At 63.4% G+C, this 23,517-nt stretch carries 21 protein-coding genes; 18 read left to right on the plus strand and 3 right to left on the minus strand.

Annotated elements, in window-relative coordinates; translation table 11 throughout:
• The 13 genes from BMAGN_RS06680 to BMAGN_RS06740 form a co-directional block, all read left to right on the plus strand.
• Positions 1-617 (plus strand): Asd/ArgC dimerization domain-containing protein (locus BMAGN_RS06680; protein ID WP_034250453.1); only part of this gene is annotated, 617 nt, incomplete at its 5' end.
• Entirely contained in the window at positions 614-1,783 is a 1,170-nt protein-coding gene (argJ, locus tag BMAGN_RS06685) for a bifunctional glutamate N-acetyltransferase/amino-acid acetyltransferase ArgJ (protein ID WP_022859347.1), read from the plus strand. The genes BMAGN_RS06680 and argJ, both read left to right, overlap by 4 nt.
• Before the next feature lie 2 nt (positions 1,784-1,785).
• Positions 1,786-2,751: an acetylglutamate kinase gene (gene argB / locus BMAGN_RS06690; RefSeq protein WP_022859348.1), complete on the plus strand. Its 966-nt coding sequence runs from the start codon at positions 1,786-1,788 to the stop codon at positions 2,749-2,751.
• Complete coding sequence (locus BMAGN_RS06695) at positions 2,744-4,033, plus strand: acetylornithine transaminase (protein WP_022859349.1); 1,290 nt, start codon at positions 2,744-2,746, stop codon at positions 4,031-4,033. The genes argB and BMAGN_RS06695 overlap by 8 nt, the downstream gene beginning before the upstream one ends.
• A 25-nt stretch (positions 4,034-4,058) precedes the next feature.
• Positions 4,059-5,024, plus strand: coding sequence for an ornithine carbamoyltransferase (gene argF / locus BMAGN_RS06700; protein WP_022859350.1), 966 nt, complete (start codon positions 4,059-4,061; stop codon positions 5,022-5,024).
• Positions 5,024-5,533, plus strand: coding sequence for an arginine repressor (gene argR / locus BMAGN_RS06705; RefSeq protein ID WP_022859351.1), 510 nt, complete (start codon positions 5,024-5,026; stop codon positions 5,531-5,533). The genes argF and argR overlap by 1 nt, the downstream gene beginning before the upstream one ends.
• Before the next feature lie 73 nt (positions 5,534-5,606).
• Positions 5,607-6,845 carry an argininosuccinate synthase gene (locus tag BMAGN_RS06710; protein WP_022859352.1) on the plus strand — a complete coding sequence of 413 codons (1,239 nt, stop codon included), beginning with the start codon at positions 5,607-5,609 and terminating at the stop codon, positions 6,843-6,845.
• Positions 6,846-6,872: 27 nt separating this feature from the next.
• Positions 6,873-8,378 (plus strand): argininosuccinate lyase, encoded by a 1,506-nt coding sequence (gene argH, locus BMAGN_RS06715; RefSeq protein WP_022859353.1) that lies wholly within the window; start codon positions 6,873-6,875, stop codon positions 8,376-8,378.
• A complete protein-coding gene (locus tag BMAGN_RS06720) occupies positions 8,375-8,845 on the plus strand; it encodes an HD domain-containing protein (RefSeq protein WP_022859354.1) in 471 nt (156 codons plus the stop codon). Before argH ends, BMAGN_RS06720 begins: the two co-directional genes overlap by 4 nt.
• A 148-nt stretch (positions 8,846-8,993) precedes the next feature.
• Positions 8,994-10,319, plus strand: a complete 1,326-nt coding sequence (gene tyrS / locus BMAGN_RS06725; protein WP_022859355.1) for a tyrosine--tRNA ligase — start codon at positions 8,994-8,996, stop codon at positions 10,317-10,319.
• A gap of 152 nt (positions 10,320-10,471) precedes the next feature.
• A complete protein-coding gene (locus tag BMAGN_RS06730) occupies positions 10,472-11,935 on the plus strand; it encodes a hypothetical protein (protein ID WP_022859356.1) in 1,464 nt (487 codons plus the stop codon).
• 45 nt (positions 11,936-11,980) lie between these two features.
• Entirely contained in the window at positions 11,981-13,021 is a 1,041-nt protein-coding gene (locus BMAGN_RS06735; RefSeq protein ID WP_022859357.1) for an HAD-IIA family hydrolase, read from the plus strand.
• Positions 13,022-13,034: 13 nt separating this feature from the next.
• Positions 13,035-13,805: a TlyA family RNA methyltransferase gene (locus BMAGN_RS06740; protein WP_022859358.1), complete on the plus strand. Its 771-nt coding sequence runs from the start codon at positions 13,035-13,037 to the stop codon at positions 13,803-13,805.
• A gap of 51 nt (positions 13,806-13,856) precedes the next feature.
• Here the strand turns inward: BMAGN_RS06740 and BMAGN_RS06745 are convergent, their stop codons facing one another.
• Both BMAGN_RS06745 and BMAGN_RS06750 read right to left on the minus strand, forming a co-directional pair.
• Positions 13,857-14,507: a potassium channel family protein gene (locus BMAGN_RS06745; RefSeq protein ID WP_022859359.1), complete on the minus strand. Its 651-nt coding sequence runs from the start codon at positions 14,505-14,507 to the stop codon at positions 13,857-13,859.
• A gap of 65 nt (positions 14,508-14,572) precedes the next feature.
• Positions 14,573-16,048: a TrkH family potassium uptake protein gene (locus tag BMAGN_RS06750; RefSeq protein WP_022859360.1), complete on the minus strand. Its 1,476-nt coding sequence runs from the start codon at positions 16,046-16,048 to the stop codon at positions 14,573-14,575.
• A gap of 275 nt (positions 16,049-16,323) precedes the next feature.
• On the opposite strand from BMAGN_RS06750, the gene BMAGN_RS06755 reads away from it, so the two are divergent.
• Together BMAGN_RS06755 and recN are read left to right on the plus strand one after the other, a co-directional pair.
• Entirely contained in the window at positions 16,324-17,325 is a 1,002-nt protein-coding gene (locus tag BMAGN_RS06755) for an NAD kinase (RefSeq protein WP_022859361.1), read from the plus strand.
• Between the two features lie 94 nt (positions 17,326-17,419).
• Positions 17,420-19,156 carry a DNA repair protein RecN gene (gene recN, locus BMAGN_RS06760; protein WP_022859362.1) on the plus strand — a complete coding sequence of 579 codons (1,737 nt, stop codon included), beginning with the start codon at positions 17,420-17,422 and terminating at the stop codon, positions 19,154-19,156.
• A gap of 6 nt (positions 19,157-19,162) precedes the next feature.
• Here the strand turns inward: recN and thrC are convergent, their stop codons facing one another.
• Positions 19,163-20,650: a threonine synthase gene (gene thrC, locus BMAGN_RS06765; RefSeq protein WP_022859363.1), complete on the minus strand. Its 1,488-nt coding sequence runs from the start codon at positions 20,648-20,650 to the stop codon at positions 19,163-19,165.
• A 104-nt stretch (positions 20,651-20,754) separates the two neighbouring features.
• Here thrC and BMAGN_RS06770 point away from each other — a divergent pair, with 104 nt between their 5' ends.
• From BMAGN_RS06770 to nadD, 3 genes are all read left to right on the plus strand, one after another.
• A complete protein-coding gene (locus BMAGN_RS06770) occupies positions 20,755-22,065 on the plus strand; it encodes a glutamate-5-semialdehyde dehydrogenase (RefSeq protein WP_022859364.1) in 1,311 nt (436 codons plus the stop codon).
• 101 nt (positions 22,066-22,166) lie between these two features.
• Complete coding sequence (locus tag BMAGN_RS06775) at positions 22,167-22,622, plus strand: phosphoribosylglycinamide synthetase (RefSeq protein ID WP_238548778.1); 456 nt, start codon at positions 22,167-22,169, stop codon at positions 22,620-22,622.
• Positions 22,623-22,767: 145 nt separating this feature from the next.
• Complete coding sequence (nadD, locus tag BMAGN_RS06780; RefSeq protein ID WP_033510523.1) at positions 22,768-23,448, plus strand: nicotinate-nucleotide adenylyltransferase; 681 nt, start codon at positions 22,768-22,770, stop codon at positions 23,446-23,448.
• The last annotated feature ends 69 nt before the right edge of the window (positions 23,449-23,517 follow it).

Raw genomic sequence — 23,517 nt, forward strand, 5'->3', positions numbered from 1 at the left:
GATGCAATGTCACCGCCGTGACGCTGGCCATGCAGCCGGCCATGGCGAACGGGCTTGTTGACGCGTCCACGCTGGTGGCCGACCTCGCCGTGGGCTACTCGGGAGCCGGCAAAAACCTCAAGCGCACGAACCTGCTGGCGAGCGAGGCCATCAATTCAGCCGTCCCGTATTCCGTGGGCGGCACGCACCGCCATATTCCCGAAATCTTGCAGAACTTGCGCCATGCGGCCGGCGAGCCTTGCGATGCGGCGATCTGCTTCACTCCGATGCTTGTGCCCATGTCGCGCGGCATCCTCGCGTCCGTCAGCGCATGCATGAGCGAACGCGCCAAGGCCATGTCCGACGCCGACATCCGCCAAGCGTGGCTTGACGCCTATGCGGACGAATACTTCATTGACGTGCTGCCTGAAGGCATGCTTCCCGCCACACAAAACGTGCTCGGCTCCAACGCCGCCCACGTGCAAGTCGTGGCGGACCGGGCCAGCGGACGCATCCAGGCGTTCGCCGCCATCGACAACCTCAACCGCGGCACGGCCGGCCAAGCCGTGCAATCGCTCAACATCGCGTTGGGCCTGGATGAATCCACCGGTTTAACCAAGATTGGAGTGGCACCGTGACCGTTACGTTTCCGAGCGGATTTTCCGCATCCGGCGTGTGCGCGCGCATTTCCGCAGTCCCCGGCAAAAAGGATCTCGCCCTTGTCATGAACGAAGGCCCGTACTGGAACGCCGCGGGCGTGTTCACCACGAACCGTTTCTGCGCGGCCCCCGTACGCTGGACGCGCGCGGCCGTGGCCGACGGGCATCTGCGCGCCGTGGTGCTCAACTCGGGCGGCGCCAACGCGTGCACGGGAGCGGAAGGCTATGAGCAGAGCGTCAAGGAAGCCGAATCCCTTGCCGACATGCTGGGCATCGACCCCGCCGACATCGGCGTATGCTCCACGGGCATTATCGGCAAACTGCTGCCGCTTGAACGCGTATGCGACGGCATCCTCGCCGCCTACGCTTCGCTTGGAGACGACGAAAACCACGGCATGGACGCCGCGCAGGCCATCATGACCACCGACACGCGATCCAAAACGGTGGCCATGGAAGGCTCGGGATACCGCATGGGCGGCATGGTCAAAGGCGCGGGCATGATCGCGCCGCAGCTGGCCACCATGCTGTGTGTGATCACCACGGACGCCGTCGTCAGCTCCGGACAGATGCAGGCGGCGCTCAACCTTGCCGTGGACACCACCTTCAACCGCATTGACGTGGACGGATGCATGTCCACCAACGACACGGTGCTGCTATTGTCCTCGGGCGCCAGCGACGTGGTGCCCGACCCCGACGAGTTCAACGCGCTGGTCAAAGCGTGCTGCAAGGAACTGAGCCAGGCCATCGTCAATGACGGCGAAGGCTCCAGCCACACCATCCGCATCACCGTTGCGGGCGCCCAGACGCAAGACGCGGCGCTCGCATGCGCCCGCGCCATCGCAGCCTCCAACCTGCTCAAATGCGCCATCAGCGGCAACGACCCCAATTGGGGCCGCATTGTCAGCTCGCTGGGCACCGTTCCCGTCGGCGTGGCCGCGTTCGACCCCGACCATGTGGACGTGACCGTCAACGACGTGTGCGTATGCAGGGGAGGCACTCCCGCCACGGATCCGCGGGAAGTGGACATGGCGCCGCGTCTGGTGCGCATCGACGTGGACCTGCACGCGGGCGAGGAATCGGCCGACGTGTGGACCGACGACCTGACGCATGAATACGTGCACATCAACGCGGACTATGAAAGCTGAGCATGGTGGAACACAATAGGCAGCACGTGGATTTCTCCGACCAGGAAGTGGTCGCCAACTTGGAAAACAGCCAGAAAGCGCAGGTGCTTATCGAAGCGCTCCCATGGCTCGAAGAGTTCGCCGGGCAGACGGTAGTGGTCAAATACGGCGGCAACGCCATGGTCAACGACGAGTTGCGCCGCTCGTTCGCGCAAGACATGGTGTTCCTGCGCCAGGTCGGCATGCATCCCGTGGTGGTGCACGGCGGAGGGCCGCAAATCTCCCGCATGCTCAACGCGCTGGGCATCGCCTCGGAATTCAAGGGCGGCCTGCGCGTGACCACGCCGGAAGCGATGGACGTGGTGCGCATGGTGCTCACGGGCAAAGTCTCGCGTGACCTCGTCGGACTGATCAACGCGCACGGGCCGTTCGCCGTGGGCCTTTCGGGCGAGGACGGGGCGCTGTTCCGCGCCACGCAGCGCAAACCCATCATCGAAGGCAAACGCGTGGACGTGGGCCTGGTGGGAGACGTGGTGCGCGTGGACCCCTCCGCAGTGGAAGACCTCATCCGCGCGGGCCGCATTCCCGTAGTCTCCTCCGTGGCGCCCAATGTGGACGACGCGACGCAGGTGCTCAACGTGAACGCCGACTCGGCCGCCGCCGCGCTGGCCGCCGCATTGGGCGCGCGAAAGCTCGTGATCCTCACGGACGTGGAAGGCTTCTACACGAACTGGCCCGACCGCGATTCGCTGGCCAGCCGCATTGGCGCGCACACCTTGCGCCAGATCCTTCCCGACCTGGAAGCGGGCATGCGCCCCAAGATGGAAGCGTGCCTGCGCGCCATCGACGGCGGCGTCAGCCAAGCGCACATCATTGACGGACGCGTGCCGCATTCGATTTTGAACGAAGTGTTTACCAGCGCCGGCATCGGCACCATGGTGGTGCCCGGAACCGGCATGGACATGAGAGACGGGAAGCACCATGAATGACGCGACCACACCGCAGCGCCAGCGCTCGGACGAATGGACGGACGCGTACACGCGCGTCCATATGAACGTGTTCGGCACGCCGCTGCGCGTCCTGGACCATGGCAAAGGCTGCCACGTGTGGGACGTGGACGGCAACCAATACCTCGACTTCCTCGCGGGCATCGCCGTGAACGCCTTGGGCTACGCGCATCCCGACTGGGTGAAAGCCGTGGGCGAGCAGGCCGCCAAAGTGGCGCATACCAGCAACTATTTCGCCACCGTCCCGCAGATCGAGCTGGCCCAACGCCTGATTGCCCTGGCCGGAGCCCCCGAAGGCTCGCGCGTATATTTCGCGAACTCGGGCGCCGAAGCGAACGAGGCCGCGCTCAAACTCGCGAAAAAATACGGCGGATCCCTGCCCGACGCGTGGCCCCACATGGGTGACAAGCCCGCGCGCATCCTCGCGCTGACCCACGGGTTCCACGGCCGCACCATGGGCGCACTGTCCGCCACATGGAAGCCCGCGATCCGCAAACCGTTCGAACCGCTGGTCCCCAATATCGAATTCGTGGCAGCCGGCGATGCCGGTGCCATGCGTGACGCGTTCGCCCAGACGGGACTCGGCCACTACGGCAAAGGACCCGTCGCCGCCGTCATCATGGAACTCGTGCAGGGGGAGGCCGGCGTGGTTCCCCTCAAGGCCGACTATGTGCGTGAAGTGCGCGAACTGTGCACGCAACACGACGCGCTGCTCATCATCGACGAAGTGCAAACGGGCGTGGGCCGCACGGGCGAATGGTTCGCATTCCAACGGGAAGACCTGGGCGGAGTCGCGCCCGACGTGGTCTCCTTCGCCAAAGGCGTCGCCTCCGGATTCCCCATGGGCGGCATCATCACATTCGGACCGAAAACGTCCTCCATTCTCGATCCCGGCTCGCACGGCTCCACCTTCGCCGGCAACCCGCTCGGGGCGGCCGCAGCGCTCGCCACGCTCAACGTGATCGAACGCGACTCGCTGCTCGCCAATGTGGAAGAGCGCGGCAAGCAATTGCGCGAAGGCATTATGGCCACGGGCAATCCGCTGTTCGCCTCGGTGCGCGGATCCGGCCTGCTCAACGCGGTGGTGCTCAACCGTCCCTGCGCCCACGAGGCCATGCGATGGTGCCTCGACCACGGACTGATCGTGAACGCGGCGGCCCCCTCGGTGCTGCGCCTGGCGCCGCCACTGATCGTAACGGCCGACCAGGTGGACGAGGCACTCGCCATTTTGGCGCGGATTCCCGCGGATTTGGACAACGACTGATTTTTTTACAAGAAAGGCTTGGCTTATGGCACAGCAGTTACGGCACATGTTGCGTGACGACGACGTAACGCACGAGGAACAAAAGCAGATTCTGGAATTGGGCATGAAATTCCGCGAGAACCGGCACTACCACATGCCGTTCGCGGGGCCGCAAGGCGTGGCCGTGCTGTTCGACAAGCCGAGCACGCGCACGCGCTCAAGCTTCTCGATCGGCGTGGCCGAATTGGGCGGCTATCCGCTGGTCGTCGACAAGTCCGGCTCCCAGCTGGGCCGCGGCGAGCCCGTGGAAGATACGGCGCGCGTGCTCACGCGCATGGCGAGCGCCATCGTATGGCGCACGTTCGGTCAGGACCGTGTCGAGACGATGGCCGAATATTCCACCGTTCCCGTCGTCAACGCGCTGACCGACGACTTCCATCCGTGCCAGGTGCTGGCCGATTTCCTCACCATCGCGCAGCACAAGGGCGGCGTGGACGCGCTTGAGGGCATGACGATCGCCTATGTGGGCGATGCCGCGAACAATATGGCGAATTCCTACCTGCTGGCCGGCGCGGTGGCGGGCATGCATGTGCGCGTGGCCGGACCGTACGGATTCCTGCCGCGCGAGGACATTGTCGCCGACGCTGAACGCATCGCGGCCACTACGGGCGGCTCGATCCTCGTGACCACGGACGTGCGCGAGGCGGTGGCGGGAGCGGATTGCATTTTCACCGATACTTGGGTATCAATGGGTGAGGAAAGCGAATACGCGGTAAGGTCCAAGCCGTTCTGGCCCTACCAGGTGAACGAGTCGCTGATGGCATTGGCGAAGCCCGACGCCCTGTTCCAGCATTGTTTGCCCGCGTATCGCGGAAAGGAAGTCACGGCCGCCGTCATTGACGGCCCCCAGTCGGTAGTCTGGGATGAGGCCGAGAACAGGCTTCATGCACAAAAGGCACTGCTTACGTGGCTTATCGGTAAGCAACGAGACGACGAAAGCTTATTACTCTAATGACACAGCAATACGACAACATGTTCCGTCCCGCAACCAGAACCGCGCGTCTGAACGCCATTGAACAGGCGTTGCGCGCGCACGTGATCACGTCCCAGGCACAGTTGGCCGCCATTCTGGCGCAGCAGGGCATCGACGTGACGCAGGCGACGCTGAGCCGTGATCTCGACGAGATCCACGCGGCGAAAAGCAGGCTGGCGGACGGCACCATGGCGTATATGCTTCCCGACCACGATCCGAACATGCATCCCGAGGATCTCGTGGACGAGAAGGAAGAGCAGCATATGGCGCGCGTGCTGTCCGGACTGGTCACTTCCGTGGCCCGCGCCAACAACCTCATCGTGATCCATACCTCCAGCGGTGCGGCCCAGTATGTGGCCAGCGTCATCGACCGCCAGATCACCCAGGAAGTGCTGGGCACCATCGCGGGCGACGACACGGTGCTGGTGATCTGTGCGACGGACGCCATCGCGCAGGAAAAAACGGACTGGCTCGTCAATATCGACTAGTACCGCGGCACGCACGGTGAATATATATACAGACCATTGTATACTTTTATGTATCAAATGAAAGGGATACCCGATGACTGAACAAAACCGCATCGTATTGGCATATTCCGGTGGCCTGGACACTTCCGTGGCAATTCCGTACCTGAAGGACCGCACCGGCAAAGACGTGGTGGCCGTGTCCTTGGACGTCGGACAGGGCGGCGAAAGCCTCGAAACCATCAAGGAGCGCGCGCTGGCTTGCGGCGCCGTGGAATCCTACGTGGTCGACGCCCGCGACGAATTCGCCAACGAATACTGCATGCTCGCGCTGCAGGCCAACGCCATGTACGAAGGCGTCTACCCGCTGGTGTCCGCCATCTCGCGCCCGCTGATCACCAAGCATCTCGTGCGCGCCGCCCACCAGTTCGGCGCCGACACCATCGCCCACGGCTGCACGGGCAAAGGCAACGACCAAGTGCGTTTCGAGGTCTCGATCCAGTCGATCGACCCGACACTCAAGGCCATCAGCCCGATCCGCGACCTGTCGCTGACGCGCGACGTGGAAATCGCGTACGCCAACGAGCACAACCTGCCGATCGTGCAGACCGAAAAGAGCCCGTTCTCCATCGACCAGAACGTGTGGGGCCGCGCCATTGAAACGGGCTTCCTCGAAGATCCGTGGAACGCGCCGACCAAGGACTGCTATTCCTACACCGACGATCCGGACTTCCCGCCTGTCGAGGACGAAGTCGTCATCGAATTCAAGCAGGGCATCCCCGTCAAGATCGACGGCCGCGACGTCACGCCGCTGCAGGCCATCGAAGAGATGAACCGCCGCGCCGGCGCCCAGGGCATCGGCCGCGTCGACCTGATCGAAGACCGCCTCGTGGGCATCAAGTCGCGCGAACTGTATGAGGCGCCGGGCGCCATCGCACTGATCACCGCGCACCAGGAACTCGAAAACTGCTGCCTCGAACGCGAACAGCACCGCATCAAGCGCGACATCGACAAGCGCTGGGGCGAGCTCGTCTACGACGCGCAGTGGTTCAGCCCCGCCGTCAAGTCGCTCAACGCCTTCATTCGCGACACCCAGGAATACGTGTCCGGCGAAATCCGCATGGTCATGCACGCCGGCCGCGCCGTGGTGGTGGGACGCCGCTCCGACAGCTCCCTGTACGACTACAACCTCGCGACCTACGATTCGGGAGACTCCTTCGACCAGCACGCCTCGAACGGATTCATCGAGATCTACGGACTGCCCACCAAGGTGGCCGCCGCCCGCGACGTGAAATTCGGCAACGGCATCGAAGTCCCGCAAAACGACGTAGAGTAGCCAAGCCAAGGAAAGCAGGCCAATCCCATGACCGACAACACGGCATCACAACCATCGGCACCACAGGAAGAGCATCTGGCGCTCTGGGGAGGACGTTTCTCCTCGGGCCCGTCCGCCGCGCTCGCCAAACTGAGCAAATCCACCCAGTTCGACTGGCGCCTCGCCGACGACGACATCGCCGGGTCGAGGGCCCACGCCCGCGCGCTCGGCCGCGCCGGCCTGCTCAACGGCGAAGAGCTCAACCGCATGGAACAGGCGCTCGACGAGCTTCAACGCCAAGTCGACAGCGGCGAATTCGAACCGCGCGAAGATGACGAGGACGAGGCGACCGCGTTGGAACGCGGACTGCTGGCCATTGCGGGCGACGAACTTGGCGGCAAACTGCGCGCCGGACGCTCGCGCAACGACCAGATCGCCACGCTGATCCGCATGTGGCTGCGCCGCCACGCACGCGTTATCGCCAACCTTGTGCTCGACACCTGCGACGCGATCATCGACCAGGCCAAGCGCGCCGGCAACACCGTCATGCCCGGCCGCACGCACATGCAGCACGCCCAGCCCGTCCTGCTCGCGCACCAGCTCATGGCGCACGTATGGCCGCTGCTGCGCGACGTGCAGCGCCTCGTGGACTGGGACGCGCGCATCAACTACAGCCCGTACGGCGCCGGAGCGCTCGCGGGCAACACGCTGGGACTGTCTCCCATGTCCGTGGCGCAGGAGCTGGGCTTCGCGAACGTGACGGCCAACTCCATCGACGGCACGTCTTCGCGCGACCTTGTCGCCGAATTCTCGTTCGTCGCCGCCATGATCGGCGTGGACCTGAGCCGCCTTTCGGAAGAAATCATCATCTGGAACTCCCAAGAATTCTCGTTCGTCAAACTCGACGACGCGTATTCCACGGGCTCCTCGATCATGCCGCAGAAGAAGAATCCGGACATCGCGGAACTGACGCGCGGCAAGGCCGGACGCCTGATCGGCGACCTGACGGGACTTCTCGCCACCTTGAAGGGCCTGCCCACCGCGTATGCGCGCGATCTGCAGGAAGACAAGGAGGCCGTGTTCGACCAGGTGGACACGCTTGAAGTGGTGCTGCCGGCGTTCACGGGCATGGTCGCCACGATGGTCTTCCAGACCGAACGCCTGGAACAGGAGGCGCCCACGGGCTTCGCGCTTGCTACGGACATCGCCGAATGGCTTGTGAAGAACGGCGTCCCGTTCCGCCACGCCCACGAACTTTCCGGAGCCTGCGTCAAGCTGGCGGAAGGCCGCGGACAGGAACTGTGGGATTTGACGGACGAGGATTTCGTGGAAACCTTCCAGGAATTCGTCGCGCCCGAACTGGCGCCCGAAGTGCGCGGCGTGCTGTCGGCCGCCGGGTCCGTCTCGTCGCGCAACGGCAAGGGCGGCACGGCGCCGCTGCGCGTGCGCGAACAGATTGTGGCCGCCAAAAGCGAGACCGAAGCGTTGCGCGCATTCGGCCGTTCGAATAGTGACGGCACGGCCTTCAAGCCGGCGCATAGTCTGAAAGGGTGATTTCTAGAACCGCCATCGACCGTATCGTGCAGTATTACGGACGCGACATTCTCGAACACGAGAATATGGAAATAACCAAGTCCGCGATGCAGCACGGTACGGTCTCCACATATGAACATTCCCTCAAAGTGGCCCGTCTGGCCGTCCATTTGGCCGACAAGCTGCGTCTATGGAACCATGTGGACTTGCGTTCGCTCGTACGCATCGCGCTGCTCCACGACTATTTCCTCTACGACTGGCACCATGTGGGGGACGGGTCGCACCGGTTCCACGGATTCCGCCACGGGTTCCGCGCCGCACGCAACGCGCACCGCGACTTTTCACTCGACAAAGTGGAACGCAACGGCATCCGCCACCACATGTTTCCGCTGACGCCGATCCCGCCTCGCTTCCTCGAGGGAATCCTCGTGTCCCTCGCCGACAAAATCAGCGCCACATATGAAACCTTCCATATCGAACGCTGGTAGGCGCCGCCACATCCAAAAGGGCGCCGCATAAATGGCAAACCTAATAATCGCAACGGTTTTTCTGTCTTGTGTTGCTGCCACACTGGTACAGCTACGCGGTACGCCGCGCGGCGGTATCCACCATGAGGCAACAAGGAGAAAGTGACCGATGGCTCACGTAATCGACTTTAAAGAAGCAGGATTTGATTCGCTTCTCGACGAATTGCAGTGGCGCGGCTTGATCTCCCAGTCTACTGACCGGGAGCGGCTCGCGCAGACGTTGAACGGAGAGCCGGTTACGTATTATTGCGGTTACGATCCCACCGCCGCTTCGCTGCATATCGGCAACCTCGTGCAGCTGATCATCATGCGCCACCTGCAGGAAGCCGGACACCACCCGATCGCGCTGGTCGGCGGCGCCACGGGCCTGATCGGCGATCCGCGCCAGTCGGGCGAGCGTACGCTCAACTCCAAGGAGATCGTGGCGGGCTGGGCCGAGCGCCTCAAGCGCCAGATCGGCAACATCCTCGTTCAGGACGGCAACAATCCCGTACAGTTCGTCTCGAACTACGACTGGACGGCGTCCATGAACGTCATCGACTTTTTGCGCGACGTCGGCAAGAACTTCCGACTGGGCACCATGCTCGCCAAGGACATTGTGGCCAGGCGCCTGAACTCCGAAGAGGGCATCTCGTTCACCGAGTTCAGCTACCAGGTGCTGCAGGGCAACGACTTCCTGCACCTGTTCGACGAGTTCGGCTGTGTGCTGGAGCTGGGCGGCTCCGACCAGTGGGGCAATCTGACGTCCGGCCTCGACCTGATTCACAAGGTGCGCGGCGTGGACGTCAACGTCATGACGAGCCCCATCATTACGGACGCGCAGGGCAAGAAGTTCGGCAAGTCCGAAGGCAACGCCGTGTGGCTTGACCCGACCATGCTCAGCCCCTACAAGTTCTACCAGTTCTGGATCAACCGTCCCGACGCGGAAATGGAAAGCCTGCTCAAGGCGTTCACGTTCCTGCCGAAGGCCGAGATCGAGCGCCTCGTGCACGAAAGCGAGACGAACCCGGGCGCCCGCGAAGCGCAGCGTACGCTGGCTTGGGAAGTGACGAGCCTGGTCCATGGCGAAGACGCGACGCGGGCCGCCATCGAGGCTTCGGGCGCGTTGTTCGGCCGTGGCGGCGATTTGCGCGCCATCGACGAGGCCACGCTGGAAAGCGCTCTGGACGGCTTGAAGGTTGAAGACGAGGACGGTGGCAAGGAATTCGCCCAGGCCCATGTGGATGAACGCGTGGCCGAAGCGGCCGTGACGGCCGGACTGTTCAAGTCGCTGTCCGAAGCGCGCAAGACGATCAAGTCGGGCGGCGTGTACCTCAACAACACGCGCGTGGAAGACACCGAGCAGACGCTTGGCGCCGACGATTTCCTCGCCCGGCGTTTCGCGCTGATCCGCCGTGGCAAGAAAGCCCTCGGCGTGGTGGAACTCGGCGAGTGATTCGTGACGCTACTATAGTTTTCTATAGTTTCCCCCTAAAGCGGTGTGCCGTACAGGCGCGCCGCATTGTGGGTTTTACCGGCAGCGCGTATTGACACGTATTAACTAATAGATAACCATGGGCGCAGGCCCAACGAAGATAAAGGACAAACATGGCAGACGAACGCGGATCTCATCGTTCGAATGGACAGGGCCGTTCCCACGGTTCCAACGCTTCCCGCGGCAACTCCAACGGCCGTGGCTACAAGCCGCGCGGCAAGTCGTTCGGATCGAACCGCTCTTCCGGCGGTTTCCACAAGGGCAACCGCAACGGATCCTTCCGCCGCGACAACGGACACGGCCAGGACCGCGACTTCCGCCGTGACGGCGAGGGCGGCCAGGAGCGCCGTTCCTTCCACCGCAACGACCGCTTTGAGCATGGCGAGCGCCGTGACTTCCATCGTGATGACCGCCGTGACTTCCATCGTGATGACCGCCGCGACTTCCACCGTGACGACCACCGCAACGACCGTGGCAAACGCCGCGATTTCACGGCCGAGGAGAAGCAGCAGTACCGTGAGAAGAAGCGCCGCGACTACATGTCCAAGTCCCGCCGCAACTCAGACGGCACGGTAAGCTTCCCGTCCCAGAACCCGTACACCGCACGCCGCTCCAACGAGCCGAAGATGCCGGCCGGCATCGAATGGCGCATGCTCAGCAAGGAAGAGCGCGAGCGCCTGCGCGGCCTGTCCAAGGAACACGCCGAGAACATCGGCCTGCACATCCTCGCCGCCTTCTCGCTTGAAGAGATCGATCCGGACCGCGCCTTGGCCCACGCCAAGTGGGTGGCGCACCAGGCTTCGCGCATCGATTTCGCCCGCGAAACGCTGGCTCTCATCGCTTACCGCCGTGGCGACTACAAGCTCGCCCTGCGCGAGTTCAAGACGGCCCAGCGCATGAACGGCTATCTCGACTACCTGCCGTTCATCGCCGACTGCGAGCGCGGTCTGGGCAATCCGAAGAAGGCCGTGGAAATCGCGCAGTCCGACGAAGCCAAGCAGCTGACGGGCGAAGCCAAGGCCGAAATGTTCCTCGTGTACGCAGGCGCCCTGGCCGACCTGAACATGTGGAACCAGGCCATCGAGATCGTCAAGACGCTCTCGCACGCCAAGGGCCTGCCGGGCGAGTACCGCATGCGCGCCGCCCAGGCCGAGCAGTACTTCCTCGAAGAGTCGGGCCGTTCCGACGAGGCCGTGGCGCTCGACGAATTCATCGATTCGCTCGAGGACCGTTACGCCGACGTGGAAGAGGACGAGAACGACGATTCCTACGTGGTCGACTACGATGTGGCCGACCTGCCGGAAGACCTCATGGCCAAGCTCGGCGTGACGCCGGACGACGCCCAGTACGCTCCGCTCGACGGTGAGGACGGCGTCAACATGGACGACGAGACCCGCCTCGAAGAGCAGGAGGAGCTGTCGGGCGCCGAAATGACGATCGAGCCGGCCCAGCAGCAGGAAATCAACGAACGCCACGATGAAAACGGCACGATGGGTGATCCCGATCTCGACGATCTGGGCCGCGCCACGGCCGAACCGGGCGATTTCGAGGAACAGGTCAAGGAAGAGCTCGAGTAGTCGCTACCGGGTTCAGCAAACAATCAATCAAGTAGAGGGTGGGTCGTGCTCAAAGCTACCAGTGCGCCGTTGAGCGAAACATATCGTTTGGCATTGTTGGATCTGGACGGGGTGGTGTACCGCGGGAAGAATCCCGTGGAACACGCTTCGGCCAGCATCCGCAAGGCGCAGGCCCATGGCATGACGATCGAGTACACGACGAACAACTCGTCGCGCATGCAGCAGGTGGTCGCCGACCAGTTGCGCGGTTTCGACCTTGACGTCGAACCGTGGCAGGTGATCACCTCGTCCGTGGTGGCGGCGCGCATGGTCGCCCGCGCCGTCGAGCCGGGCGCCGACGTGCTAGTGTTGGGCGCCGAGCATTTGCGTGAGGAAGTGGCGCGTCAGGGGCTGCATGTGGTCGACGACGCGCAGGCCCACCCTCAGGCCGCCATCCAGGGATGGTATCCCGAAATGACGTGGTCGATGATGGCCAACATGGCGTATGCCGTGGAGGCCGGCGCCAAGTATTTTGTCACGAACCGCGACCTGACGATTCCGCGCGAGCTCGGCATCGCGCCCGGATGCGGTTCCATGATCCGCGCCGTGATCGCGGCCACGGGAGTCGAGCCGATCGCGTCGGCCGGCAAGCCCGAATCCGCCATGTATGACGAGGCGCGCATGCTGGCCGCCCATGACGGCGAAGATCTTGTGCCCGTAGAATCGTCGCTCGCCATTGGCGACCGCCTCGACACCGATATCGAGGCCGGCAATCGCGGCGGCTACGATTCGCTCGTGGTGTTGACGGGAGTCACGGACGCCACGATGCTCATGACGGCGCCCATCGCGCTGCGGCCCACGTATATCGCCGCCGACCTGCGCGGGCTCAACGAACCGCAACCGCAAGTGGACCTCGACATGGACCGTCGCGTCGCCACCTGCCGCGAGGCGCGCGCCGTGGTAAGCGAACAGTCCGTCGTCGTCCAGGGAGGCGACGCCGTGGACCAGCTGCGCGCCGCATGCCAATTGTTGTGGCATATGGCCGACAGCGGTATCGACATCATGCAGTTCACCCTGCCGCGCATCGACGTGCCGGCCGGCGAATGATCGGCGTTCTCTGATGGATACGAATACGCGTTCCGCGTCCGTGCGCGAGGAACGGCTCGACAAGACGCTCGTGGACTTGGGGCTCGTGGACACGCGTTCCAAAGCGCAGCGCCTCGTGCGTGCCGGCCATGTGCTTGTGGACGGCAAAGTCGTCGACAAGCCTTCGCGCATGGTGCTTTCGAGTGCCGAAATCCGCGTGGACAAGGGCGACGATTACGTTTCGCGCGGCGCCTACAAGCTTGCGGGCGCGTTCAAGGCGTTCGCGGATGCCGGACTGTCCGGCCCCGAAGGTTTGCGCTGCCTCGATATCGGCGCGTCCACGGGCGGCTTCTGCGATGTGCTGCTTCGCGGGGGAGCGGAGCGTGTCATCGCGCTCGACGTGGGACACGGCCAGTTGGATCCGCGCATCGCCAATGATCCGCGCATCATCGAAATGAGCGGAGTCAACATCCGCGACGTGCAGGACGGCGGCCTTCCGTACCGTCCGCAACTGGTCGTTTCCGACGTGTCTTTTATTTCCCTGACTTACGTGCTGCCCGTCATCGCGCGTATCGCGGACAAGGGCGCGCAAATCATGGTATTGGTCAAGCCCCAGTTCGAAGTCGGCCGCGCCAATCTCGACCGTCACGGCATTGTGACGGATCCGGCCGTGCGCGAGCGTGCGCTGGAACGTGTCGTCGATTGCGCGCGCGCATGCGGACTGGACGTTGTGGCGACCACCGTGAGCCCCATCGAAGGGACGCACGGCAATGTCGAATACCTGTTGTTCGCGCGCCGTCCCTGATGTGCGGCCGAGTACCGCAATTATTGGCGGATCGCGTGCGCGTGCGGCCCGCTATCCCTTGATGAAACGGTCGATCTGGTCCTGCTTGCCCATGATGATCAGTTCGTCGTTGCGGTGCATGACCAGGTTCGACGAACCGTATTCGAACTCGTGGCCCGGCGATTTGATGCCGACCACCGTGATGCCGTACCGTTCCAGCACTTTCGCGTCGCCGATCGTATAGCCGATCAGATACGTGGGAGTATGGATCTTGACGACGTTGTACTCGCCTTCCAGCTCGATATAGTCCAGATAATTGCCCGACACAAGGTGCCCGATACGGTTGCCCGCGTCGGTTTCCGCGTTCACGATATGGCGCGCGCCGATGCGCTGCAGGATGCGCGCATGCTCCTTGGAAACGGACTTGGCCCAAATGTCGGAAATGCCGGCGTCCAGAAGGTTGCCGGCCGTGATGACGGACGCCTCCACGCTGTCGCCGATGGCGACGACGGCCGTGTCGAAATCCGCAGCGTTGAGCTGTTCGATGGCGAGCACGTCCGTCATGTCCGCCTGGACGGTGGGAATGGAGGAGGACCAGCGGTTGACGAGCAGCGGATCCTTGTCCACGGCCAGCACGTCCTGGCCCATGCTGTCGAGCGTGGTGGCCACGGCACTGCCGAAACGGCCCAGTCCGACTACCAGTATGCTTCTGTTTTCCGCCATCGTTCCAGTTCCCTTCTGTGCGGATTGTACAGTTCCAGTTGTTGCAAGTCGTATGGACGGGACGCTCAGCCGACCACGATTTCGTCAGTGGGGTAGCGGATCGCCTCGATGTTGCCCGGACGGCTCACCGCATAGGCGAGCGTCATGGGGCCTAGTCTACCAATGATCATGGTGGCCGCGAGAATGTACAGCACGGCCGGATGAGTGCTCGCGTCCACGCCGATCGAATAGCCGCCCAAACCGAAAGCCGAGCAGGCGTTGAACAGCGCGCTGGTCAGGTCCATGCCCGTGTTGAGCATGATCGCCATGGACGCCACGCACACCACGAGCAGGCACGACGTGCTGATGCTGATGGCCGTCATGACGACTTTGGTGTGGATGCGCCGGTGGAACACGGTCACGTCGCGGTGGCCCGTGAACGAGGCGCGGCACACGAGCAGGATCACGGCGAAGGTCGTCACGCGGATGCCGCCGGCCGTGGAGGTGCTGCCGCCGCCGATGAACATGATGATGCTCATGAACAGTTTCGTCGCGTCGCCCACTTGCGGCACCCACGACAGGTCGAAGCCCGAGCTTCGGGGCATGACGGCGGCCACGACGGCGCGGCGCAGATGCGCCTCGATGTCGTCGCTGGCGAACAGGGACGTGTTGTTCCATTCAATGATGAGGAACCACAGCAGCGACATGAGCACCAGGCAGAACGTGGTGCACAACGTCACTTTGGTGTGCAGGTTCCAGCGCCGGGGCGACTGGTGTTTGCGGGCCGTGCGCACGATGTTCAAAATGACGGGGAAGCCGAGCGTGCCGCAAAATGCGCTGAGCACGATCGGCATGCCCACCGACCAGTTGCTCACATACAGGCCGGCGCCGTCGGGCGTGAATCCCGCGTTGTTGTACGCCATGACCGCGAAGAACAGCGCTTCCCACGCCGCCCTGCCGTAATCGTTGTGGTTGACGTGGGCCAGTCCCGGCAGCAGCGCGATGAACGTGATGACTTCGATGCTCAGCGACGTGATTAATACCACGCGCAGCACGCCGCGGATTTCGCTGAGCTTGTTGGTGCCCAGCTCGCTGGCGGTAAGCAGCCGTTGCGTGGCCTTGATGTGGTGGTTGACAGCCAGCGCGATCAGCGAGGCGAACGTCATGACGCCGATACCGCCCAACTGTACGGCGATGATGAGCACGCCCTGGCCGAAAGTGGTCCAGTGCGTGGTGGTGTTCACCATCGCGATGCCGCATGTGGACAAGGCCGAGACGGCCGTGAAAAAGGCCGAGGAAAAGTTTGTAGAGCCTTGACCTTGGTAGGCGGCGGGCAGCAGCAACAGCGAGGTCACGATCACGATAAGCGTGGCGAAATAGATGATTGTCAGTCGTCCGGGACGCGAATTGAGCTTGTGCAGCAGCGTGTTTGTGCGCGAGCCCCTGCGCTCGTCCAGTGCGTCGCGTTTGAACGCGTCGCCGGAAAACCACCACGAATACGCGTCGGACGCCTGGTTCTTCGCGTTGCGGGAAGACGGTGAATGGGGCAGGCGCCAAGCCATAATGGTCCACTCCTTGAAGTCATGGTCATGGGGAAGCGGCCTCGGGAAGGTCACCTGTGAATCGATTGCATCACCATTGTAGACCGAAGCGGGCCGGCGCGTGTTGCCTTCGTGACGGGCATAGCGCCCGCATTGTGGCGTCCTTGCGCAAATCTTGCTCAGAACGCAGCCGGAATCTGGCCACTACAGTGTGCCGTGGTTTACCATAGGCACGGATATCCGCAACAATTGGCAACAGTTCGGAACGATAAGGACGCGACCATAAGGGGAAGCATATGAGTGTGCGGCGGCATGTCACGGTAGTGACGCATGAGCGATTGCGCGAAACCAGCAACGTGGTGCAGGAGTGCGTTGCCAAATTGAAGGAGCAGGATTTCGAGGTGGAGCTCATCAGCCAGCCGGAAACCCCGGAATTCGGCCAGCCCACCGCCTGCGTGCCGCCGAACACGGAGATCGTCGTGGTCCTGGGTGGAGACGGCACCATTTTGCGCGCCGCCGAACTCGTGCACTGCACGGAAGTGCCGATCCTCGGCATCAACATGGGCCACGTGGGTTTCCTCGCCGAATTCGAAAGCTTCCAGATTCAGGACGCGATCCGGCGTGTGGCCTCGCGCGACTATTCCGTGGAAGAGCGTCTCACGGCCCATGTGGATGTGTGGCTGCCGGGCGCCACGAAACCCATTGAGGACTGGGCGCTCAACGACATTACGATCGAACGCGCCGACCGCGGCAAGATGGTGGAAATGTCGGTGAGTGTGGACGGCGTGGAAATGAGCTCGTTCGGCTGCGACGGCGTGATCGTCTCCACGCCCACGGGATCCACGGCCTACGCGTTTTCCGCGGGCGGCCCGATCATCTGGCCCGACGTGCAGGCGCTGCTCATGGTGCCGCTCGCCGCGCACGCCCTGTTCGCGCGTCCGCTCGTGATCGGCTCGCATTCCACGTTCTCGTTCACCATTTCCCAAGACTCCACCTCCGACGGATGGATCTGCTGCGACGGACGGCGCAAACGCGAACTTCCCAAAGGCACGCGCATCGACATTCGCCAGTCGTCGAGCTGGCTGAAGCTCGTCAGCCTCTCGGGCGCGCCGTTCACGAGCCGACTCGTCACCAAATTCGATCTTCCCGTGGTCGGATGGCGCGAACAGAACAAGTCGCCGGAAGCCACGCTGGTGGACCATGCCGAGGAGACGGCGCACATCCGCCATGACGACGCCGACCGCGACGCGGGAGGGTTCAATCTGGACGGCGCCATGCACGGCACGATCCGCGGATAGCGGGCCCCGACACGGTCCGGACACGCATCGCCTATAGAACATACGTTCGAGACTATGTTAGACTGTCGCCGTACCGGAACCATGGGAGGCATGAGTGCTCGAAGAACTTGAGTTGCGCGATCTGGGACCCATCCGCAAGGCCGTTATCGCGCCGGCGGCGGGAATGACGGCCATTACTGGCGAAACGGGCGCGGGAAAATCCATGCTGCTCAGCGCGCTCCAGCTCATTAGCGGCGGCGGAGCGGACAGCGCCCGCGTCAGCCCCGAAGCCGACAAGGCGTGGGCGCAAGGCGTGTTCAGCGTGGGGGAAGGCCATCCCGTACTGCAAGCGGCCCAGGATTGCGGGGTCGAGGCGGAAGACGGCGAACTGTTCCTCTCGCGTACCGTGCCCGCGTCGGGACGCTCGCGCGCAGTGTGCGGAGGCAAAACGGTGCCGCGTTCCGTGCTCTCGCGCCTGGCGGAATATCTCGTGACGATCCACGGCCAGTCCGACCAGATCCGCATCGCCTCGCCGGCACGCCAACGCGCCTTCCTCGACGACTACGCGCGCAACACGGACGAACGCGCCGCATACGCCATCGCTTGGCAGGACTACCGGGAAGTGTCCGACCGGCTCGAACGCCTGAGCGCCCAACAGGCCCAAGTGCGCCAGCAGGCCGACTATTTGAAAGACTCCATCGCCCAAATCAACCGCGTGGACCCGCAACCCGACGAACTCGACACGCTCAAGGCGCAGCGCGACACCATCGAGCATGCGGCGCAAATCGCCCAAGGCGTGCGCGCGGCCATGACGGCACTCGACGCGTCCTCGCTCGACGAAGCCGGGGACGAGCCAGGCGCCTGCCAGCTCGTCACCCAGGCCATTCACGCGCTTGAATCCATCGGCATCGCCCGCATTAGCGACGAACCCGTCCAGCAGCTCAAGCAGCTGCGCGCGCAAATGTTGGACGTGACCTTCTCGCTGGGACACTATGTCGACACCGAGGAGGAGGGCGCCGACCTCGACCAGCTCAACGCCCGCATCCACGAGCTGACCGAACTTGTCTCGCGGTGGGGTCCGACGCTGCAGGACGTGATCGCCTGGCGCGACCAGGCCGAACTCAACGTGCAAGACCTCGACGCGTCCCCTGAAAAGCTCGCCGAACTGCAGGACTTGCGCCAGCGGCGCTACCGGAGATTGCAACAAGTGGCGCGCAAACTCACCGTTTCGCGCCAGACGGCGGCCGACAGGCTCGGGGAAACCGTCACGAAAGAACTTGCGCAACTGGCCATGTCCGGAGCGCGCCTCGACATCCGCGTCGAGGAGCGCACCGCGGACGGGGACGGTGTCCCGTTCGACGCGACAGGCGGAGACACGGTCTCGTTCATGTTCACTCCGTTCCCCTCGGCCCAGCCCATGCCCATGGGCAAAAGCGCGTCGGGCGGCGAACTGAGCCGCCTCATGCTGGCGCTTGAACTGGCGCTCGCAGAACGCGTATGCGAAGACCCTTCCCAAAACTCACAAGCGGGCATGACGTTCATTTTCGACGAGGTTGACGCGGGTGTAGGCGGCAAAACCGCCGTGGAACTGGGCCGGCGCCTGGCCAGGCTCGCCCAAAGCGCCCAAGTGCTGATCGTGACCCATTTGCCGCAAGTGGCCTCATGGGCGGACGCGCACTATGTGGTGGCCAAACAGGTGGGCGCCAAGGCTACGGCCACCACGGTGCGTCAAGTGAGCGGCGAGGAGCGCGTGGAAGAGATCGCGCGCATGCTCGCCGGCAATGAATCCCATGCGTCCCTCGACCATGCGCGCGAACTGCTCGCCATGTCGTCGCTGGACCATGTGGCGTAACGCGCTTTAGAGCGCGTCGGCGGCGTCGCGCACGACCTCGGTCATGCCCTCGACGCTTGTGGACTGCGTGAATCGCACGGTAGCCTGCTCCAGGTCGCGCAGCATTTGTGGAGCCGCCGTGCCCGTATGCTCGGCCAGCAGGTCCATGCACGCGAAATCGGATTCGGGCACGTCCAGTCCCAAGGATTCGCCCACCACGCGCGGGAACTTGTAGGGGCTGGCCGTGGCCAGCAGCACGCGCGGCGTGTCCTCGTCATGCGGCATTTCGTGCATCACGAAGTAGCCGCACGCCGTATGCGGGTCGATCAGGTAGCCGTGCTCCTTCCAGCATTCGGCGATCATCGCGCGCACCTGGTCCTCGTCGGCCCAACCCGTGTTGAAGATGGCGCGGATGCGCTGCAGCAGCTGCGGCGGGACCTCGTAGGCGCCCCAATGGTTCAGGTCGTTCATGAGCATCTGGATCAGGCGCGTGTCCTTTTCGCACAAGTAGTACAGCATGCGTTCCAGGTTCGAGGAGACGAGAATGTCCATCGACGGGGAAATCGTCTCGTAGAACGGGCGCTGGCGGTTGTAGGTGCCCGTTACGAGGAAGTCGAACAGCACGTTGTTGCTATTGGAAGCCACCACGAGATCCTTGACCGGCAAGCCGAGCAGCTTGGCGTAGTAGCCGGCCAGCACGTCGCCGAAATTGCCCGTGGGCACCACGAACTCAACGCGGTCGCCCAACGCGATCTTGCCGGACTCGACGAGCTGCGCGTAGGCGCTGAAATAGTAGACCACCTGCGGCACGAGACGCCCCACATTGATGGAATTGGCCGACGAAAGCACCACATGGTCGTCCATGCGCAGCGCCTGCGCCAGATCCTCGTCCGCGAAAATCTCCTTGACGCGCGACTGCGCGTCGTCAAAATTGCCCTCCACCGCGCACACGCGCACATTCGCGCCGCGCTGCGTGGTCATCTGCAACTCCTGGACATGGCTGACCTTGCCCTGCGGGTAGAAGACGGTGATGCCCGTACCCTCCGCGTCCGCGAAGCCCGCGAGCGCCGCCTTGCCCGTATCTCCCGACGTGGCCGTCACGATCATGACGCGCTCGGCGCCGCCAGCGTCCTTCATGGCGTAGGACATGAAACGCGGCAGAATCTGGAGCGCCACATCCTTGAACGCGCAAGTCGGGCCATGGAACAGTTCAAGCACATAGTCGCCGTCGCCCAGGTCGTGCACCGGAGTGATGCGATCGTCGTCCCACTGGGCGCCGTACGCCTGGTCGATGCAGTCGCGCAGATCGTCCTCGGAAAAATCGGGCAGCAGCACCGACAGGACCTCGTACGCGATGTCCTTGTACGGTTTTCCTATCAGCGAAGCCACATCCACCTGGCGCTCGCCCAGCGAGTCGGTGACGAGCAAGCCGCCGTCGTCCGCGATGCCTTTGCGGATCGCCTGCTTTGCCGTATAAGAGTGCGTGTGGGAACGTGTGCTATGGAATGTGGCCACGGTACATCCTCCAATAGTCGGGATCAAGATGCTTTTCAGTGTACTGAATCCATAAGCGACCCAAGGAAACGCATTTCGTGCAATGAAACGGTATATTGAACGGTATGACGAACAATGAATCCGCGCAGCGCGACACCGCGCAAGTATTTGAAGCCGTTTGCGCCATGGCCGACCAGGCCGGACAGGCCCAGCGCGTGCTGGCCAAAGAGCATACGGCGCGCAAAAACGCCCTGCTCATGGCCATCGCCGACGCATTGGACAAGCGCGCCGGGGAAATCGCCGCCGCCAACGAGCTCGACATGCGCGAAGCGTTCGAATCCGGCATGGACGCCGGCAAACTCGACCGTTTGAAGTTCGACGTGGTCCGTGTGGCCGCCAGTGCCGAAGGGGTGCGCCACGTGGCCACGCTCACCGACCCCGTGGGTGAAGTGGTGCGCGGATACACGCTCGAAAACGGCGTGCGCCTCCAGCAGGTGCGCGTGCCGCTGGGCGTGATCGGCATGATCTACGAGGCCCGCCCCAACGTGACGGTGGACGTGGCGTCGCTGTGCATCAAATCGGGCAACGCCGTACTGCTGCGCGGCGGACACGCGGCCGAGCGCACGAACGCCGCGACCTTGCGCGTCATCCGCGACGTGCTGCGCGACAACGGACAGGACGAACATCTCGTCGCCTCGGTCGACGAATACGGCCGCGACGGCGCCAACGCCATGATGCAGGCCCGCGGACACATCGACGTGCTCGTGCCGCGCGGAGGCGCCGGCCTCATCCAGGCCGTGGTGCGCAACTCCAAGGTTCCCGTCATCGAGACGGGCGCCGGCAACGTCCACATCTACGTCGACAAGGCGGCCGACCTCGACATGGCGATCCCGATCATCCTCAACGCAAAAACGCAGCGCGTGGGCGTGTGCAACGCCGCCGAAAAACTGCTCGTGCACCGCGACGTGGCCGACCGGTTCATCCCCATGGCCGCGCGGGCGCTCGCCGAAGCGGACGTCGTGCTGCACGCCGACGAGGACACGTACCGCATCGTTAAGGACGCGAATATCGAGGACATCCAGATCGTGGCCGCCACGGACGAGGACTGGGACCGCGAATACCTGGCCTTGGAAATGGGCGTACGCGTGGTCGACTCGCTTGACGACGCGATCGCGCACATCAACCGCCATTCCACGGGACACACGGAGTCCATCATTTCCGAGGATTACGCGGCGGTGGAACGCTTCACGCGCGACATCGACTCGGCCGTGGTCATGGTCAACGCCTCCACGCGATTCACCGACGGCGGTGTGTTCGGATTCGGCGCGGAACTGGGCATCTCCACGCAGAAGATGCATGCGCGCGGCCCGATGGGACTGGCGGAAATGACCACGACCAAGTGGATCGGCTACGGCATGGGGCAGGTGCGCGCATGAACCCGCAAGAAAACGCGCCGGTACAGGCGTTCGCCGACAACCTGCACCACACGAACGTGCATGTGATCGACGACCTGCCGCTGGAGGAACAGTACGTATTGATGTCGCTGGCAGCCGAACGGCTCAGCATCGTCCGCTACGTGTATCTCGTCCAGATCGAGGAGGGCATCGCCTCCGCCGAACAGCGCGCCTCGCTCGAGTACGCGGACGCCGTGTTGATCGGTTGGCCCGACGAGTCCTCGAAGGAACTCGTCACGATCAACGAACAGCAAATGAACGTGGTGCGTACGAAAATCCGGGAAATGGAAGAGTATATCGCCAAATTCCGCGTCATGGAGTCGCGTGCCGACATCGACAGCATGACGGACACACTGATCCGCGTTACGGAACGTGTCGCCGACATCCGGCGCCTGTTCGAACCGAGCTTCCTGCTGCCGACATTTGCGGAAATTCGCCGCGTGGTACAAGATGAATGGGACGAGGACATGGGCCGGATCAATCCGGAGGCCAGCGAAGTGGACCTTACGGAAGAATCGGACGGCGCGAACGACGCCTGACCGGCGTCCCACCCATATTCTAGATATCGATTCTTAGACGCGGATGTATACGAACAACGCGGCCACAACACAGACGGGCGAATACACATTGGCACAAGAGCAAGGGGAGGGCGCATCCCAGACGGCGCAAAGCGGCGAACGGAAGATGTCGGCGTTGTCGGGAGACGTGCGCGTGGCGCATGTGGTGACGGGCAACGGCGAACACCGTTCGGCGCGCGGCAACTGGCATACACGCAAACGTATCGGCATCATGGGCGGCACGTTCGACCCCATCCACAACGGCCACTTGGTGGCGGCTTCGGAAGTCTCGTGGGTCTACGACCTTGACGAGGTGATTTTCGTGCCGACGGGACGGCCCGTGTTCAAGCTCGACAAGCATGTGACAAATGCCGAGGACCGGTATTTGATGACGGTGATCGCCACGGCCTCGAATTCGAAATTCACGGTGTCGCGCGTGGATATCGACCGTCCGGGCGTCACCTACACGGTCGACACGCTGCGCGACTTGCGCCGCCAGTACCCGGACGCCGACCTGTTCTTCATCACGGGCGCGGACGCCGTGGCCGAGATCATGCAGTGGAAGGACACGGAAACGATGTTCGATCTCGCGCATTTCGTGGCCGTCACGCGCCCCGGCTACCTGCCGGCCTCCCAAATGCAGCTGCCCGAAGGCAAAGTGGACATGCTCGAGATTCCCGCACTGGCGATCTCCTCGACGGACGTACGCAACAGGGCTTCCCACGGAGAGCCAGTATGGTATCTCGTTCCCGACGGAGTGGTGCAGTACATCAGCAAACACGGGCTGTACGCGGACACGTCCAAATAAGGCCACGACCTCCTGTGGAAATTTTGCGTGCATGAACACGCAAAGTTGGTTCCGTCGGTAAATCGAATT

This window comes from Bifidobacterium magnum (genome assembly GCF_000741255.1).
Classification (GTDB): domain Bacteria; phylum Actinomycetota; class Actinomycetes; order Actinomycetales; family Bifidobacteriaceae; genus Bifidobacterium; species Bifidobacterium magnum.

What these genes read in the sequence shown, in the direction of transcription:
- argF (WP_022859350.1), top strand. Translation starts at nt 4,059, where the DNA reads ATGGCACAGCAGTTACGGCACATGTTGCGTGACGACGACGTAACGCAC.
- BMAGN_RS06740 (WP_022859358.1), top strand. Translation starts at nt 13,035, where the DNA reads ATGGATACGAATACGCGTTCCGCGTCCGTGCGCGAGGAACGGCTCGAC.
- BMAGN_RS06695 (WP_022859349.1), top strand. Translation starts at nt 2,744, where the DNA reads ATGAATGACGCGACCACACCGCAGCGCCAGCGCTCGGACGAATGGACG.
- argR (WP_022859351.1), top strand. Translation starts at nt 5,024, where the DNA reads ATGACACAGCAATACGACAACATGTTCCGTCCCGCAACCAGAACCGCG.
- tyrS (WP_022859355.1), top strand. Translation starts at nt 8,994, where the DNA reads ATGGCTCACGTAATCGACTTTAAAGAAGCAGGATTTGATTCGCTTCTC.
- BMAGN_RS06710 (WP_022859352.1), top strand. Translation starts at nt 5,607, where the DNA reads ATGACTGAACAAAACCGCATCGTATTGGCATATTCCGGTGGCCTGGAC.
- BMAGN_RS06755 (WP_022859361.1), top strand. Translation starts at nt 16,324, where the DNA reads ATGAGTGTGCGGCGGCATGTCACGGTAGTGACGCATGAGCGATTGCGC.
- nadD (WP_033510523.1), top strand. Translation starts at nt 22,768, where the DNA reads ATGTCGGCGTTGTCGGGAGACGTGCGCGTGGCGCATGTGGTGACGGGC.
- BMAGN_RS06775 (WP_238548778.1), top strand. Translation starts at nt 22,167, where the DNA reads ATGTCGCTGGCAGCCGAACGGCTCAGCATCGTCCGCTACGTGTATCTC.
- BMAGN_RS06745 (WP_022859359.1), bottom strand. Translation starts at nt 14,507, where the DNA reads ATGGCGGAAAACAGAAGCATACTGGTAGTCGGACTGGGCCGTTTCGGC.
- BMAGN_RS06750 (WP_022859360.1), bottom strand. Translation starts at nt 16,048, where the DNA reads ATGGCTTGGCGCCTGCCCCATTCACCGTCTTCCCGCAACGCGAAGAAC.
- argH (WP_022859353.1), top strand. Translation starts at nt 6,873, where the DNA reads ATGACCGACAACACGGCATCACAACCATCGGCACCACAGGAAGAGCAT.
- argB (WP_022859348.1), top strand. Translation starts at nt 1,786, where the DNA reads ATGGTGGAACACAATAGGCAGCACGTGGATTTCTCCGACCAGGAAGTG.
- BMAGN_RS06730 (WP_022859356.1), top strand. Translation starts at nt 10,472, where the DNA reads ATGGCAGACGAACGCGGATCTCATCGTTCGAATGGACAGGGCCGTTCC.
- BMAGN_RS06770 (WP_022859364.1), top strand. Translation starts at nt 20,755, where the DNA reads ATGACGAACAATGAATCCGCGCAGCGCGACACCGCGCAAGTATTTGAA.